Below are 13,763 nucleotides of genomic sequence, written 5' to 3' on the forward strand. Positions count from 1 at the left end.
CGTCCGGTGGACGGTTTTCAGCCGCGAACGCGCGAAGCGCCGGCCCGAAGGGAGCGGCGCCCGGAAAACCGTCCGGTGGACGGTTTTCAGCCGCGAACGCGCGAAGCGCCGGCCCGAAGGGAGCGGCGCCCGAAAAACCGTCCGGCGGACGGTTTTCAGCCGCGAACGCGCGAAGCGCCGGCCCGAAGGGGCATCAGATCCCGCATTGCTCCAGAAAGGCAAGGCGTGCGGCGCCCGAACCCTTCATGTCGGTCGCGGCGAATGTCGTCCGGGTCTGCGGCGAGTCGACTTCGAACCGGATGCCGTTGCGAAAGAAATCCATCGTCACCCCGTTGGGGACGAAAGCACCCGACAGGGCCGCGCCTTCCTGCCAGACCGGGCTGATCGACACGCGGTCGGTGCGGCCGTCGGGCAGGGTGATCCACACCATCAGGCTGTCGACCTCGGCAAACTCGTCGCCGCGCGCCGCACTGTCGAGGACCGACAATTCTATTCCGCGCCCGCGCGAGCAGGTCATCACGACGGTGTAGCGTCCGGCATCCTGCATGGTCATGGCTGTACCGTTGCCCTGTCGCAAGTCCCAGGAATGGCCCGCGGCAGGGGCCAGCACGATGAGGGCGGCGCAAAGGAATATAGGGCGAGAGAACGGAATCATGGCAATGCCTTCCTGCTGATGAAACGAAACCGACCCTGCGCGAATCGGCGCGGGCGACCCAGCATAGCGCGGATTGCCCGGAATCGAGGAAGACGGCGACGGATGCGCGCCCTTCCCCCCGCCCCGCGTCGGCGCTATCACCGGGCCATGCGCTGGACCCTTCCCAACATCCTGACCGTGCTGCGTCTGCTGGCGGCGCCGGGCGTGGCGGTGATGTTTCTCTACTTCAACCGGCCCTGGGCCGACTGGTTCGCGCTGGTGCTGTTTCTGGGCGCGGCCGTCACCGACTGGTTCGACGGCTATCTCGCGCGGTCGTGGAAGCAGGAAAGCCGGTTCGGCGCCATGCTCGACCCGATTGCCGACAAGGCGATGGTCGTGATCGCGCTGCTGGTCATCGTCGGCTATTCGTCGATGTCGCCCTGGCTGGTCCTGCCCGCCACCTTCATCGTCTTCCGCGAGGTGTTCGTTTCCGGCCTGCGGGAATTTCTGGGGGCCGATGCCCGGCTGCTGGCGGTGACGAAGCTGGCCAAGTGGAAGACCACGGCGCAGATGGTGGCCATCGCCGTCCTGTTTCTTCAGGACGTTTTCCTGCACCACCTGCTGAACCGCGGCGGCGGTCTTGTCGCGGATGACGGCTGGCTGGCCTGGGGGCATGACGTGACCGGCAATCTTGGGCTTGCGCTGCTATGGGTGGCGGCGGCCCTTACGGTTGTCACCGGGTGGGACTATTTCCGCAAGGCGCTGCCCTATCTGAAGGATGCCCCCAGATGATCGACGTTCTCTATTTCGCCTGGGTCCGCGAACGGATCGGCCTGCCCCGCGAACGGGTCGAGACGGATGCGCCCACCGTCGCCGCGCTGGTGGATCAGCTTCGCGCGCGCGAGGATCGCTATGAGGCCGCGTTCGCCGACCTGTCCGCCATCCGCGTCGCCGTGGACCAGCAGCTGACCGGGTTCGACGCGCCCCTGACGGGGGTGCGCGAGGTGGCGTTCTTCCCGCCGATGACCGGGGGCTGAGGTGGAGATTCGTATTCTGCCCGATGCGTTCGATCCGGGCGCCGAGCTGGCCCGCTTTTCCACCGACCGCAGCGGCACCGGCGCCATCGTTACCTTCACCGGCCTCGTGCGCGACGATGGCGGCGCGCTTCATGCGCTCGAGATCGAGCATTATCCGGGCATGACCGAAGCGGCCGTCACCGCCATGGTGGCCGAGGCCGAAGGCCGCTGGACGCTGACCGATGCGCTGGTCGTCCACCGGCACGGCACCTTGCGACCGGGCGAGCCGATCATGATGGTGGCGACCGCCGCCCGCCACCGCGCCGCCGCCTTCGCCGCCGCCGAGTTTCTGATGGATTACCTCAAGTCGCGCGCCCCCTTCTGGAAGAAGGAGACGACGCGCGACGGAACGTCCTGGGTCGCGGCCAGGGACGAGGACGAGGCGGCGCTGGACCGCTGGACCTGACCGGGCGTCAGGCGCGCGTGTTCATCCGCTCGATATAGGTCCGCAGCTCGTCCGCTTCCTGCCGCGCGTCGCGCAGCCCTTCCATCGCGGCCCGCAATTCGGCTTCGGTCTGGTGCTGCTGGCTGGCCATCTCGGCCTCGCGGTGGGTCAGCCAGGCGATGGCCTGATCGCGCGCTTCCTCGGCCTCGTGCATGGCGCGCGCCATGTTGTCCAGCTCGCCCAGATCGGCCTGACTGACGCGGGTCAGCCGATGAACCAGCCAATTCGCGAACCATCCGAGCGCGAAGGCGACGAACAGGATGGCGGCGGTGGCGACGATGAATTCGGTGCGGTTCACGGACGATCCTCCGGCCGGTTGACGGGGTCGTCCTCGACGATGACGCGGATTTTCAGATCCTGTTCGGCCTCGGCGTCCCGTGGGGGAACTTCGGGGGCGCCGTCCGCCGCATTTTCGGCGACGGGGGTGCCGTCCTCTCCCAACAGCGTGAATTCGATCCGGCGATTGGCCTCGCGGCCCGCTTCGGTCTTGTTGTCGGCGATGGGGCGTTCCTCGCCGTATCCCTTGGCGGTCAGGTTGCTGACCAGCACCCGGCGCGCGGCCAGCGCCGTCAGCACCGCCTGCGCGCGCGCCTCGCTCAGTTCGCGGTTCATTTCCTCGCGGCCCTGGCTGTCGGTGAACCCGGCAATTTCCATCTTCACGTCCTCGCAGGTGCGCAGCAATTCGGCCACCCGGTCGATCGTCTCGCGCGCGCCGGGCTCCATCGTGTCCGATCCGGGGGCGAAGTTGATCTTGCGGTTCTTCAGTTCTGTGTTGATCTGCGCCACGCATTCTTCGGGCGTCGGCAGCGACAGGATCGGATCGAGCCTTTCGTCATAGACCACGTCCAGCTTGTAGGGCACGGCATCGCTCAGCCCGCCGGCCAGCAGCCGCGTCATCCCCGCCCTTGCATCGCGGTTACCGGTGCGCCCGGTCAGCGCGACGTCGCCCTCGCGGATATCCGCGGTGCCATGCGTGACCAGCGACAGCGCATCGAGCGTCGCCAGAACCCGCGGCGTCCACCCGGTCGGCACCGCGTCGCGCACCTCGGTCCGGTCCACGACCTGATCGTTGCCGAACAGCGACCGTGCGAAGTTCAGCACCGCGTCCTGATCCTGGGGCGACCCGACGCGCCCCGTCAGCGTCACGGTGCCGTCCTCGGCGCGCGCGGCGGTCAGGGTGGCGGGGCCGGCCTCGGCCTCGACCGTGCCCGTCTCGGGCAGCACGGCGGTCAGCGAAAATCCCGCCGGCAGGGTGTTCTGCAAGCCGTCCGTCGCCCGTTGAAAGACCGGCGCATCGACCCCTTCGACGGCGACGAGGCTGACATCGGCATCCGTCAGCGTCACGGTCCCGCCGGGCAGCGCGGCCAGCGCGTCGATGGCGGCGGCGGCGGCTTCGGGCCAGGTAGGACTGGGCGCGCCCAGACCGATCGTGCAATCCTCGTCGCCCTCCATGCCGGCGCGGGCGGCGGCGTCCAGGATCTTGCGCCGTCCGGCATCGCTGGCGGCGGCGCAGGCGTCGAACCGGGCGCCGTCCGCATCCTTGACGAAGCGCAGCGTGAAGGGCGTGATGACGGGACGCGGGGCGGTGATCGACAGGGTCAGGTTCACGTCGGCGGGCGCGTCGGATTTCAGGTCCCGGATCAGCCGTTCGCGCGCGCGGTCGCTGTCGGCCATCGTCGTCACCGCGACCTTGTCGGCCGAGATCGAGACCTTGGCCCGCGGCAGCCGCCCCAGCGCGTCGATCCCGAAGGCCAGCGCCGATTCCCAACGGGGCGGCACCGGATAGCTGGCGACTTCCAGCAGATCGGTGATTTCCGTGCCGGGCGACGCGTCCTGGATGTCGCGCAGCAGCGCCTCGCGGTCGGTCTCGACCGGGACGAGGCCGATCAGCGTGATGCCGCTTTCGGCGCGCAGCACCTCGACGGAAAAGCGCGGCGGTGCGACCGGCTCGCGGACCTCGACGCCCATCGCATCGACGATCCGTTCCGCATCGACCGCGCGGCTGGCCGAAGTGACGGCGCGAAAGCGCGTCGCCTCGTCGGGCGCGGTGCCCGTCAGCTCGATCTGCAAGCCGTCCGCCGACACCTCGGCCCAGTCCAGCCCGTCCGCCGCCAGCGCGTCCGCCACATCGCGCACGGATCGTTCCTCGACCTGGCTGACGGCAAGTCCCGCCGCCGCGACGGACAATCCGGCGGCCAGAACGAAGGTCAGCGTGGCGGGAAGGGTTCCGGGCGACGGCATGGCATCCTCGGGCTGTGGCTGCGCGACCGTGCGTGTCTAGGGCGATGCGCGCCGCAGGGCAATCACGGCAGGGACGCAAGCGCGAGAAACAGCGCAACCAGCAGGCCCGTGGTGCGAGTCTCGCGGAAAAGTGTCAGGCAGCGCGCCGGATCGCCCAGATCCAGCCGCCGCATCTGCCAACCCAGATGCACCGCGACCGCCACCGGGGCGCACATCGCCAGGGCCAGCGCCGGACCGGGCGGCACGGCCGCGAGGATGGCCAGCGCCAGCAGCGCGACGGTCGCGACGGCGAAGATCGCCAGCCAGCGGCGGCCGTTGCGGTCGAACAGCCGCGCCGTGGATTTCACCCCGATCAGCGCGTCGTCCTCGATATCCTGATAGGCATAGATCGTGTCGTAATAGAGCGTCCAGGCGATCCCCGCCGCGTAGAGAACCACTGGCGGCCAGGTCAGCCCGCCGGTCTGCGCGGCCCAGGCCAGCAGCGCCCCCCAGTTGAAGGCCAGCCCCAAAAACACCTGCGGCCACCAGGTGAACCGCTTGGCGAAGGGATAGACCGCGACCGGCACAAGTGCCGCGATGCCCAGCGCGACGGCGGCGGGCGCGAAGGTCAGAAGGATGGCGAAGGCCAGCAGCGCCTGCGCGGCCATCCAGACCAGCGCGCCCCGCACCGTCACCTGCCCCGACGGCAGCGGCCGCGAGCGGGTGCGCGCGACCGCTGCGTCGATATGCCGGTCGGTCACGTCGTTCCACGTGCAGCCCGCTCCCCGCATCAGGAACGCGCCCAGCGCGCAGCCCAATCCGATCCAGGCCGTCTGCCAGGTCGCCGGTGAACCCGCAGCGCAGGCCAGCCCCAGCCCCCACCAGCAGGGCAGCAGCAGCAGCCATGTGCCGATGGGACGGTCGGCGCGCGACAGCCGCAGCCACGGGCGCGCCCATGCCGGCGCGGCACGGTCCACCCAGTTGCCCTTGACGGCATCGGCCACCTGGCCTTTCGTCGCGCCCACCTGCATCCTGCCCCCGGAACCGCCATGCCCGCACCCAGGCTCTATCTAGACCGGCCGCTTGCGCCGGGGCAAACCGTTCGGCTGGATCCGCCCCAGGCGCATTACCTTTTCTCGGTCATGCGCCGGGCTCCCGGCGACGCGGTCGAGGTGTTCGACAGCCGCACCGGCACCTATGCCGCAGCGGTGGCCGAGGCGTCGCGCAAGGCCGTCAGCCTGACGGTCGGCGACCGCACCCGGCCCCTTCGCACGCCGCCCGACCTGTGGCTCGTCTTCGCGCCGATCAAGAAGGCCCGCACCGATTTCATCGTGGAGAAGGCCGCCGAGCTGGGCGCCTGCCGCATCCTGCCCGTTCAGACCGACCACACCAACGCCGACCGCATCCGCCGGGACCGGCTTCAGGCCCATGCGATCGAGGCGGCCGAACAATGCGGCGGCAATTTCGTCCCCGAGGTCGCCGACATCGTTCGCCTGTCCGACCTGCTGGACGGCTGGACCGACCGCCGGCTGATGTTCTGCGACGAAACGCTGTCGGGCGTGTTCGCCGCCCTGCCGGACGAACGCGGCCCCTGGGCCATCCTGATCGGCCCCGAAGGCGGGTTCTCGGATGCCGAGCGCGCCCGCCTGCGCGCGATGCCCCAGTCGCATCCCGTATCGCTCGGCCCGCGCATCCTGCGCGCCGACACCGCCGCCGTGGCCGCCCTGACGCTGTGGCAATCCACCTTGGGCGACTGGGCATGAGACTGCGCCCGGCCACGCAGGTCGATCTTCCGGCGCTGGAAACCCTGCTGGCAACGCGGCTTCAGACCTCGATCTTCCCTTTGGCGAACCTGCGCGCGCACGGGCTGGACGGAACCGCTCCCCGTGCGCTGCGCATCCACATCACGGATGCGGCGGACGGGATGGTGGCGGTCTCGACCGAAGGTATGGTCTTTCCGCAGCTTCCCGATCCCGCCTCGCTTCCCGCCGCCGCCATGCTGCTGCCGAATCGCCCGATGGGTCTGATCGGCCCGGCCGGCCAGGTCCGCGCCCTTCTGCGCGCCGCCGGGCTGGATGCGCGGCCGACCGCCCACGACGCGGACGAGCCGGGCTTCGCGCTGGATCTGACCCGCTGGACCCCGCCCGCGCCGCGCGCCGATCTGGCGCTGGTCCGCGCGGACACGCCCCAGCAAGTCGCCGCGATGGTCGCCATGCGTCGGGCTTATGAGGTCGAGACCGGGGTGACTCCGACCGATGTCGAAAGCACGGTCGCGGGATATGTCAGGGCGGACAGCCACCGCCTGCTTCTGCTGGAGGGCGCGCCGGTCGGCATGACCGGCTTCAACGCGGTGGTGGACGATGCCGTGCAGGTCGGCGGCGTCCATATCCTGCCGCCATACCGCAACCGGGGATTGGCCCGCCGCATGGTCGCCCTGCATCTGGCGCAGGCGCGGTCGGCAGGGGCGGCGCGCGCCTTTCTGTTCGCCGCGTCCGAAAGCGCCGCCCGCGCCTATACCGCAATCGGCTTCCGTCCCGCCGATCCGATAGCGCTGGTCTTTTTCGCATGAGCTTCCTGCGCCCCGAAATCCGCGCCGCCTTGCACCGCTGGCGCGAGGCGCTGATCGGCGCTGCAATGGTCGCCGCCGGTCTGCTTTTGGTCGTGACCGAAGGGGGGCTATGGCGCTGGCTGGGGCTGCTGCTGGCCCTGGCGGGCGCCGCGATCCTGCGCGAAGGCGTCCGGCGCAGCCGCCGCCTGCCCGATGGCCAGGGCCCCGGCATGGTCGAGGTGGACGAACGGCGCATCACCTATCTGTCGGCGCGCGGCGGCGGGTCCATCAGCATAGACGCGCTGGCCGAGGTGGATATCGTCACGCTGGACCACGCCGCGTTCTGGGCGCTGTCGGATCGCGAGGGGACCGCCCTGTCGATCCCCGCCAGCGCCAGCGGGGCGGCGCAGATCTACGACGCGCTGTCGCCTTTGCCCGGCTATAGCCCCGATCGCGCGCTGGCCGCCGCGCGCGCCGGCCGGCCCGGCCGCGTCACCATCTGGCGTCACCCCGCCGCCCCGGTGCCCCGCCGGCTGCATTGACTTCGCCCTTCCCTCGCGCCACGTCTGCCCGCGACCGGATCCCGTGAAAGGCCCTGCCATGTCCATCCCCCAATCCGGCGGCGGCCCGATCGAACATCACTGGCAACTGGCCGACTACATGGCGTCGGGCTGCAAGCCCAAGGCCGACTGGCGCATCGGCACCGAGCACGAGAAGTTCGGCTATTGCCGCGACACGCTGAAGCCGCTGCCCTATCACGGCCCCCGCTCGGTCGAGGCCGTGCTGACGGGCCTGCGCGACCGCTTCGGATGGGATCCCGTGACCGAGGACGGCAAGCTGATCGGGCTGACCAAGGGGGCGGCGAACGTCTCGCTGGAACCGGGCGGGCAGCTCGAACTGTCGGGCGCGCCGCTGGAGACGATCCACGCCACCTGCGACGAGGTGAACGATCATCTGGCGCAGGTGAAATCAGTGGCCGATGCCATCGGTGTGGGCTTCATCGGGCTGGGCGCCGCCCCGCACTGGACTCACGAGGATATGGATCTGATGCCCAAGGGCCGGTATCGGCTGATGGACGACTACATGCCGAAGGTCGGCACGCATGGACGGCAGATGATGCGCCGCACCTGCACCGTTCAGGTCAACCTCGACTTCGCGTCCGAGCCCGACATGGTGCAGAAGCTGCGCGTCGCCATCGCGCTGCAACCCGTGGCTACCGCGCTTTTCGCCAATTCCCCGTTCTTCGAGGGCAAGCCCAACGGCCACAAGTCCTGGCGCAGCCGTATCTGGCGCGATCTGGACGCGTCGCGCACGGGCATGGTGCCTTTCGTCTTCGACGAAGGGTTCGGGTTCGAGGCATGGGCGGAATACGCGCTCGATGTGCCGATGTATTTCGTCTATCGCGACGGGCGCTATATCGACGCGCTGGGCCAGTCCTTCCGCGACTTCCTGCGCGGCGAACTGCCCGCCCTGCCCGGCGAGAAGCCGACGCTGTCCGACTGGGGCGACCACCTGACGACGCTGTTCCCCGAAGCGCGGATCAAGAAATATCTTGAGATGCGCGGTGCCGATGGCGGCCCGTGGCGCAGGCTTTGCGCGCTTCCGGCCTTCTGGGTCGGGTTGATGTACGAACAATCCGCGCTGGATGCCGCGTGGGATCTGGCCAAGGGCTGGGACGCGGAAACGCGCGAGGCGCTGAGGGTGGCCGCCTCGGTCGATGGATTGCAGGCCCGTGTCGGCGACATCGCGATGCTGGATCTGGCGCGCGATTGCGTCGCCATTGCCGAACAGGGGCTGAAGACGCGCGCGCGCCCCGGCGCCGGCGGGCTGGTCCCGGACGAGACGCATTTCCTCAACGCGCTGAAGGAAAGTGTCGAAACAGGCTGCGCCCCGGCGGACGAGCTGCTGGCGCGCTATCACGGCGACTGGAACGGCGACGTGAAGCGGGTTTTCGCCGAGCGGTCGTATTGATCGACCGTTAACGCATCGTGACTTGTCAGTAACTTGTTTCACGTGGAACAAGGTGGCTGGCGATAGGATTTTCGACCTGCAACGGAGACGACGAATGACGAAATATCTTCTGCTTCTGCCGATCATCGGCCTTGCGACGGCCTGCACGCAGACCCCCGCCGGACAGGCCGCGACCGGCGCCGGCATCGGCGCCGCGCTGGGCGCTTCGGTGTCGGGCGACGACGACAAGGTCAAGGGCGCGCTGATCGGCGCCGTGGCAGGCGGTGCCGCGGGTAACTATCTGGGTCAGCGGGCCAGCAACCAGTGCCTTTACCGCGACGCCTATGGCCAGTCCTACACGGCGGCCTGCCAGTAATAACGTCAAGACGGCGGATCCCCGGATCCGCCGTCCGGCACCGCGCGCAGGACGAAATCGCGCACGACTGCCTCGGGCATCTCGCAGGGCCGCAGCAGACAGCGTCCATCCGTCAGGCGCTAGAGGTTCAGGCTGACATAGCCCCCGCCGCCCGCGCGCCGCGCCACCAGCTTCCATGATCGCCCGTCCACAAGCGATGTCTTTGCCGCATCCCATCTGGCGTTCTCGTAACGGGCGCTGAACGCGCCTGTGGGCAGGGCGTCGAATGCGGCGAGGAACGGGTCGGTCACTTCCGCCCGATGCGCGGCTCGGTTCCGACGCGCAGGCGGGCGATGTTGCCGCGATGGCGCAGGAAGATCAGCGCCGCCATCGCCGCCACCCCGACGGCCAGCGGCCAGCCCGCCCACCAGAGCGCATAAAGCGGTGCCAAAGCGGCCGCGATCAACGCCGACAGCGACGAGATGCGTGTGGCGAAGGCCGAGATCAGCCATGTCGCGCAGACGGCCAGACCAACGGGCCAGGACAGCGCCAGGACCGTCCCGAGGAACGTCGCCACGCCCTTGCCGCCCTTGAACCGCAGCCAGATCGGATAGCAATGGCCCAGAAACGCACCGACCCCCGCCAACTGCGCCGCCGTTTCGCCCAGATACCAGCGCGCCAGCAGAACGGCGAAGGCGCCCTTGCCGACATCGAGGATCAGCGTCAGCAGCGCGGCCGTCTTGCTGCCGGTGCGCAACACGTTCGTCGCGCCGATATTGCCCGATCCGATCTGCCGCAGATCGCCAAGACCCCAGGCGCGAACGATCAGCAGGCCGAACGGCACGGATCCCAGAAGGAACGCCAGAACGGCGACGATAGCCAGTTCAACCATGCACCCGGACCCCGCCGACCCATGTTCCGACGACCCGGCCCTGCATCCGCGCGCCGTCGAACGGGGTGTTCTTCGACTTCGACGCCAGCGTCGCGCGGTCCATGACGAAGGGCGCGTCGGGGTCGAACAGGATCAGATCCGCCGGCGCGCCCTCTGCCAGCCTTCCGCCCGGCAGGCCCAGGCGGCGCGCGGGGTTCAGAGACAGCGCGCGCCATAGGACCGGCAGGTCCATCGCCCCGGCATGGACCAGGCGCAGGGCCGCCGGCAGAAGGGTTTCGAGGCCGACAGCCCCGCTTGCCGCTTCCTCGAACGGCAGGCGCTTGCTCTCCTCGTCCTGCGGGGTGTGCATGGAGCAGACCACGTCGATCAGCCCGCCGGCCACGGCCTCGACCATCGCCTGCCGGTCGTCCTCGGACCGCAGGGGGGGCTTCAGCTTGAAGAAGGTGCGATAGTCGCCGATGTCGAACTCGTTCAGGGTCAGATGGTGGATGCCGATACCTGCCGTAACGTCAAGACCGTTGCGTCTGGCGCGTTCCAGCGCGGGCAGAGACCGGGACGAAGTGATCTGGTCGGCGTGATAGCGCGCCTCGGTCATCTCGACCAAGGCCATGTCGCGGTCCAGGGCCATGCGTTCGGCCATCGGCGACACCGAGGGCAGGCCGCGCAAGGACGCGAACCGCCCCGACGTGGCGCAGGTGCCGCGGCTGAGGCCGGGATCCTGCGGATGGGCGATGACCAGCGCATCCAGCGCGCGCGCATAGCCGAGGCACCGGGCAAAGACGCGCGAATCGGTCACGACGCGGTCGCAATCGGTGAAGGCGGCGGCCCCCGCGTCGCGCAGCAGACCGATCTCGACCATTTCGCGCCCGGCGCGGTCGCGGGTCAGGGCGGCCATCGGCACGACGCGGACCATGGCATCGGCCGAGGCGCGCCTTGCGACGAATTCCAGCACCTCGGGGGTGTCGATGGCGGGGTCGGTATCGGGCCGCGTGACCATCGTGGTGATCCCGCCGCGCGCCGCGGCCCGCCCGGCGGTGCGAAAGGATTCCTTGTGCCGCTCGCCGGGTTCGCTGACCTTGACGCCCAGATCGACGATGCCGGGGGCCAGCGTCAGGCCCGTGCAGTCGATCGCCGCCACATCTTCGCGCCGCCGCAGATCCGCGATGGCGCCGGATCCTTCGGGGATCACCGCGCGGATCGTGTCGCCGTCGGTCAGCAGCGCGCCGGGGCGGGCCGTGCCGCCCTCGGGGTCGATCAGCGTCGCGCCGTCGAACAGGATCACGCCAGCAGCCACACGATCAGCGCGATCAGCAGCGCCACCGCAAGGGCGATCATGGCGACCCGGCCGCTGTTGCGGCGGTCCGTGCGTTCGGGATCGGCCGAAGGCGGCGGGGCGGTGTCGGTCCGTTCGGCGCTGGCGCTGCGCAGGCGGCCATCGGCAGGCTTGGCTGCTTCCAGCGGATAGCTGCCCAGATGGCTGAGCGGGGGACGCGCGACCGGGGCATCGCCGGGCGAGACGGCACCGGGCAGCAGGATCAGCACCGGCCCCCGCTGCGCATCGAGCCGCGCCTCGTCGGGCAGGACCGCATCGGCCGAGGCGCCGTGCCCGTCGGTCAGATAGCCCGACAGCCCCACCCCGACCAGCGCGGAGGCGTCCACCGTTTCGGTGCGGCTTTCGTCCAGCCGGTCCAGCCCCAGCGTCGATTTGATGTCGTCGGGGGTGCTGACGAACGTGTCGGGCGCGATGGCATAGACATGGATCATTTCGGATGGGGTCATGCGGGACGCTCCTGTAGGAAAAGGACGGTCGAATGGCATTGGAAGAAAACGGGATGCCTCATGCCGAGACAACGGCGGGACGGCCGCGCAGGTTGCGCGCCAGCAGATCCATCGCCGCCATCCGCACGGCGACGCCCATCTCGACCTGTTCCTGAATGACCGAGCGGTTGATGTCGTCGGCGATGGTGCCGTCGATCTCGACCCCGCGATTCATCGGACCGGGATGCATGACGATGGCATCGGGCGCCGCATGGGCCAGCTTTTCGGCGTCGAGGCCATAGCGGTGATAGTATTCGCGCGCCGAAGGGATGAACGCGCCGTCCATGCGTTCCTTCTGCAAGCGCAGCATCATCACCACATCGGCATTCTTCAGCCCGGCGCGCATGTCGTGAAAGACCTCGACCCCCCAATCGGCGGCCCCGGCGGGGATCAGGGTGGGCGGCCCGATCAGGCGGATGCGCGATTCCATCCGCCCCAGCAGCAGGATGTTGGACCGCGCCACGCGGCTGTGGGCGATGTCGCCGCAGATCGCCACGGTCAGCCGGTGCAGCCGCCCCTTGGTCCGGCGGATCGTCAGCGCGTCCAGCAACGCCTGCGTGGGGTGTTCGTGCCGCCCGTCGCCCGCATTGATGACGGCGCAGTTCACCTTCTCGGCCAGCAGCGCGACCGCGCCCGAATGCGGATGCCGCACCACAAGCAGGTCGGGATGCATCGCGTTCAGCGTCAGCGCCGTGTCGATCAGCGTCTCGCCCTTCTTGATCGAGCTGGCCTGCATCGGCATCGACATGACATCGGCGCCCAGCCGCATGCCGGCGATCTCAAAGCTGGCCTGGGTGCGGGTCGATGCCTCGAAGAACATGTTGATCTGGGTGAGGCCGGCCAGCGCCTGCCCGTGCTTGGCGGGGCTGCGGTTCAGGCGGACGTAATCGTCGGCCAGATCGAGAAGCACGGTGATCTGGTCCGGGCGCAGCGTCTCGATCCCCAGAAGGTGCCTCATCGCGACCGCAATCCCTTCAACCGCCCGTGCCGCTATAGGACGGCGGCGGGGGCTGTTGCAATGCGCGCGGGGCCGGCCTAGCCAGATCGCATGCCCGACCCCGACGAATATCGCGCGGCCCTGGCCCAGCTTGCCTGGCAGGTCGAGCTTGGCGCGGACGAGGCCATCGGCGAGGATCCGGTCGATCGCTACGCGGCCGTGCCCGAAGCGCCGAAGGCCGCGCCGCAGATGTCGGCCGCGCCGTCCCGAAGCGAGGAGGGCGCTATGGGGGTGGCGCAGGCCGCGGCGCGGGCGGCGGGGGATCTGGCGGGGCTGGAAGCGGCCATCGCGGCGTTCGAGGGGTGCGAGCTGAAGCGCGGGGCGCGGGCCACGATCTTCGGGCAGGGGCCGGCCGACGCGCGGCTGGTCATCGTCACCGATGCGCCCGGCCGGGCCGAGGAACAGGCCCGCCACCCCGCCGCAGGCCGCGCGGGCGCGCTGCTGGACCGGATGCTGGCGGCCATCGGGTTGGCGCGCAAGGAGGTCCGGCTGGTGCCGGTGGTGCCGTGGCGGCCGCCGCTGGACCGCGATCCGTCGCCGGGCGAACTGGAATCGCTGCGGCCCTTCCTGTCGCGGCATCTTGCGCTGGTCGCGCCCGATATCGTCGTCGCGATGGGCCATGCCGCGCGCCAGGGGGTTCTGGGGACGGATGCGGACAAGGACGGCTGGTCCGGCATGGACGGGCGGGACGTTCTGTCGATGCCGTCGCCCGCCGCGCTGCTGCGCGATCCGCTGCGCAAGCGCGAGGCATGGGCCGCTTTGCTGGCGTTGCAGGACCGACTGCGGCGATAGACTTCGCCCGGCCCGGCGCTAGATTGCGCGCGACCC

18 protein-coding genes are annotated in these 13,763 nt (G+C 69.7%); 9 read left to right on the forward strand and 9 right to left on the reverse strand.

Annotated elements, in window-relative coordinates:
* Window positions 1-193: 193 nt before the first annotated feature.
* The gene (locus OCGS_RS10370) at window positions 194-553 is read right to left on the reverse strand and encodes a hypothetical protein (RefSeq protein WP_007427195.1); all 360 of its coding nucleotides are present in this window, start codon (window positions 551-553) and stop codon (window positions 194-196) included.
* Between the two features lie 249 nt (window positions 554-802).
* Between OCGS_RS10370 and pgsA the strand changes: the two genes are divergently transcribed.
* Genes pgsA through OCGS_RS10385 form a run of 3 tightly spaced genes read left to right on the forward strand, consistent with a single transcriptional unit; the run spans window position 803 to window position 2,116 of the window.
* Window positions 803-1,426, forward strand: coding sequence for a CDP-diacylglycerol--glycerol-3-phosphate 3-phosphatidyltransferase (gene pgsA, locus OCGS_RS10375; protein ID WP_040610912.1), 624 nt, complete (start codon window positions 803-805; stop codon window positions 1,424-1,426).
* Window positions 1,423-1,671 carry a molybdopterin converting factor subunit 1 gene (gene moaD, locus OCGS_RS10380; protein ID WP_007427197.1) on the forward strand — a complete coding sequence of 83 codons (249 nt, stop codon included), beginning with the start codon at window positions 1,423-1,425 and terminating at the stop codon, window positions 1,669-1,671. The genes pgsA and moaD overlap by 4 nt, the downstream gene beginning before the upstream one ends.
* Before the next feature lies 1 nt (window position 1,672).
* Window positions 1,673-2,116 (forward strand): molybdenum cofactor biosynthesis protein MoaE, encoded by a 444-nt coding sequence (locus OCGS_RS10385; RefSeq protein WP_007427198.1) that lies wholly within the window; start codon window positions 1,673-1,675, stop codon window positions 2,114-2,116.
* Between the two features lie 7 nt (window positions 2,117-2,123).
* Here OCGS_RS10385 and OCGS_RS10390 read toward each other — a convergent pair whose 3' ends face one another.
* From OCGS_RS10390 to ubiA, 3 genes are all read right to left on the reverse strand, one after another.
* Window positions 2,124-2,453: a hypothetical protein gene (locus OCGS_RS10390; RefSeq protein ID WP_007427199.1), complete on the reverse strand. Its 330-nt coding sequence runs from the start codon at window positions 2,451-2,453 to the stop codon at window positions 2,124-2,126.
* A complete protein-coding gene (locus OCGS_RS10395) occupies window positions 2,450-4,396 on the reverse strand; it encodes an OmpA family protein (protein WP_007427200.1) in 1,947 nt (648 codons plus the stop codon). Before OCGS_RS10395 ends, OCGS_RS10390 begins: the two co-directional genes overlap by 4 nt.
* 62 nt (window positions 4,397-4,458) lie before the next feature.
* Complete coding sequence (gene ubiA / locus OCGS_RS10400; protein ID WP_040610913.1) at window positions 4,459-5,406, reverse strand: 4-hydroxybenzoate octaprenyltransferase; 948 nt, start codon at window positions 5,404-5,406, stop codon at window positions 4,459-4,461.
* An 18-nt stretch (window positions 5,407-5,424) separates the two neighbouring features.
* Between ubiA and OCGS_RS10405 the strand changes: the two genes are divergently transcribed.
* The 5 genes from OCGS_RS10405 (at window position 5,425) to OCGS_RS10425 (ending at window position 9,249) form a co-directional block, all read left to right on the forward strand.
* Window positions 5,425-6,138: a 16S rRNA (uracil(1498)-N(3))-methyltransferase gene (locus OCGS_RS10405; RefSeq protein WP_007427202.1), complete on the forward strand. Its 714-nt coding sequence runs from the start codon at window positions 5,425-5,427 to the stop codon at window positions 6,136-6,138.
* The gene (locus OCGS_RS10410; protein ID WP_007427203.1) at window positions 6,135-6,944 is read left to right on the forward strand and encodes a GNAT family N-acetyltransferase; all 810 of its coding nucleotides are present in this window, start codon (window positions 6,135-6,137) and stop codon (window positions 6,942-6,944) included. The genes OCGS_RS10405 and OCGS_RS10410 overlap by 4 nt, the downstream gene beginning before the upstream one ends.
* Window positions 6,941-7,465, forward strand: coding sequence for a hypothetical protein (locus OCGS_RS10415; RefSeq protein ID WP_007427204.1), 525 nt, complete (start codon window positions 6,941-6,943; stop codon window positions 7,463-7,465). The genes OCGS_RS10410 and OCGS_RS10415 overlap by 4 nt, the downstream gene beginning before the upstream one ends.
* 58 nt (window positions 7,466-7,523) lie before the next feature.
* Window positions 7,524-8,894 (forward strand): glutamate--cysteine ligase, encoded by a 1,371-nt coding sequence (locus tag OCGS_RS10420; RefSeq protein ID WP_007427205.1) that lies wholly within the window; start codon window positions 7,524-7,526, stop codon window positions 8,892-8,894.
* Between the two features lie 94 nt (window positions 8,895-8,988).
* On the forward strand, window positions 8,989-9,249 hold the full coding sequence (locus OCGS_RS10425) for a YMGG-like glycine zipper-containing protein (protein ID WP_007427206.1): 261 nt from the start codon (window positions 8,989-8,991) through the stop codon (window positions 9,247-9,249).
* A gap of 119 nt (window positions 9,250-9,368) precedes the next feature.
* On the opposite strand, the gene OCGS_RS15100 is transcribed toward OCGS_RS10425, so the two are convergent.
* From OCGS_RS15100 to OCGS_RS10450, 5 genes are read right to left on the reverse strand one after another with little or no spacing between them, the layout of a single operon-like run.
* Window positions 9,369-9,539 carry a hypothetical protein gene (locus OCGS_RS15100; RefSeq protein ID WP_007427207.1) on the reverse strand — a complete coding sequence of 57 codons (171 nt, stop codon included), beginning with the start codon at window positions 9,537-9,539 and terminating at the stop codon, window positions 9,369-9,371.
* Window positions 9,536-10,120 carry a glycerol-3-phosphate 1-O-acyltransferase PlsY gene (gene plsY, locus OCGS_RS10435; protein ID WP_007427208.1) on the reverse strand — a complete coding sequence of 195 codons (585 nt, stop codon included), beginning with the start codon at window positions 10,118-10,120 and terminating at the stop codon, window positions 9,536-9,538. Before plsY ends, OCGS_RS15100 begins: the two co-directional genes overlap by 4 nt.
* The gene (gene pyrC / locus OCGS_RS10440; RefSeq protein ID WP_007427209.1) at window positions 10,113-11,402 is read right to left on the reverse strand and encodes a dihydroorotase; all 1,290 of its coding nucleotides are present in this window, start codon (window positions 11,400-11,402) and stop codon (window positions 10,113-10,115) included. The genes plsY and pyrC overlap by 8 nt, the downstream gene beginning before the upstream one ends.
* Complete coding sequence (locus tag OCGS_RS10445; RefSeq protein WP_007427210.1) at window positions 11,399-11,899, reverse strand: hypothetical protein; 501 nt, start codon at window positions 11,897-11,899, stop codon at window positions 11,399-11,401. The genes pyrC and OCGS_RS10445 overlap by 4 nt, the downstream gene beginning before the upstream one ends.
* Window positions 11,900-11,957: 58 nt before the next feature.
* Window positions 11,958-12,896 (reverse strand): aspartate carbamoyltransferase catalytic subunit, encoded by a 939-nt coding sequence (locus OCGS_RS10450; RefSeq protein ID WP_007427211.1) that lies wholly within the window; start codon window positions 12,894-12,896, stop codon window positions 11,958-11,960.
* A 90-nt stretch (window positions 12,897-12,986) separates the two neighbouring features.
* Between OCGS_RS10450 and OCGS_RS10455 the strand changes: the two genes are divergently transcribed.
* Window positions 12,987-13,727 (forward strand): uracil-DNA glycosylase, encoded by a 741-nt coding sequence (locus OCGS_RS10455; RefSeq protein WP_007427212.1) that lies wholly within the window; start codon window positions 12,987-12,989, stop codon window positions 13,725-13,727.
* Window positions 13,728-13,763: the final 36 nt, after the last annotated feature.

This window comes from Oceaniovalibus guishaninsula JLT2003, assembly GCF_000299575.1.
GTDB classification, from domain to species: Bacteria; Pseudomonadota; Alphaproteobacteria; order Rhodobacterales; family Rhodobacteraceae; genus Palleronia; species Palleronia guishaninsula.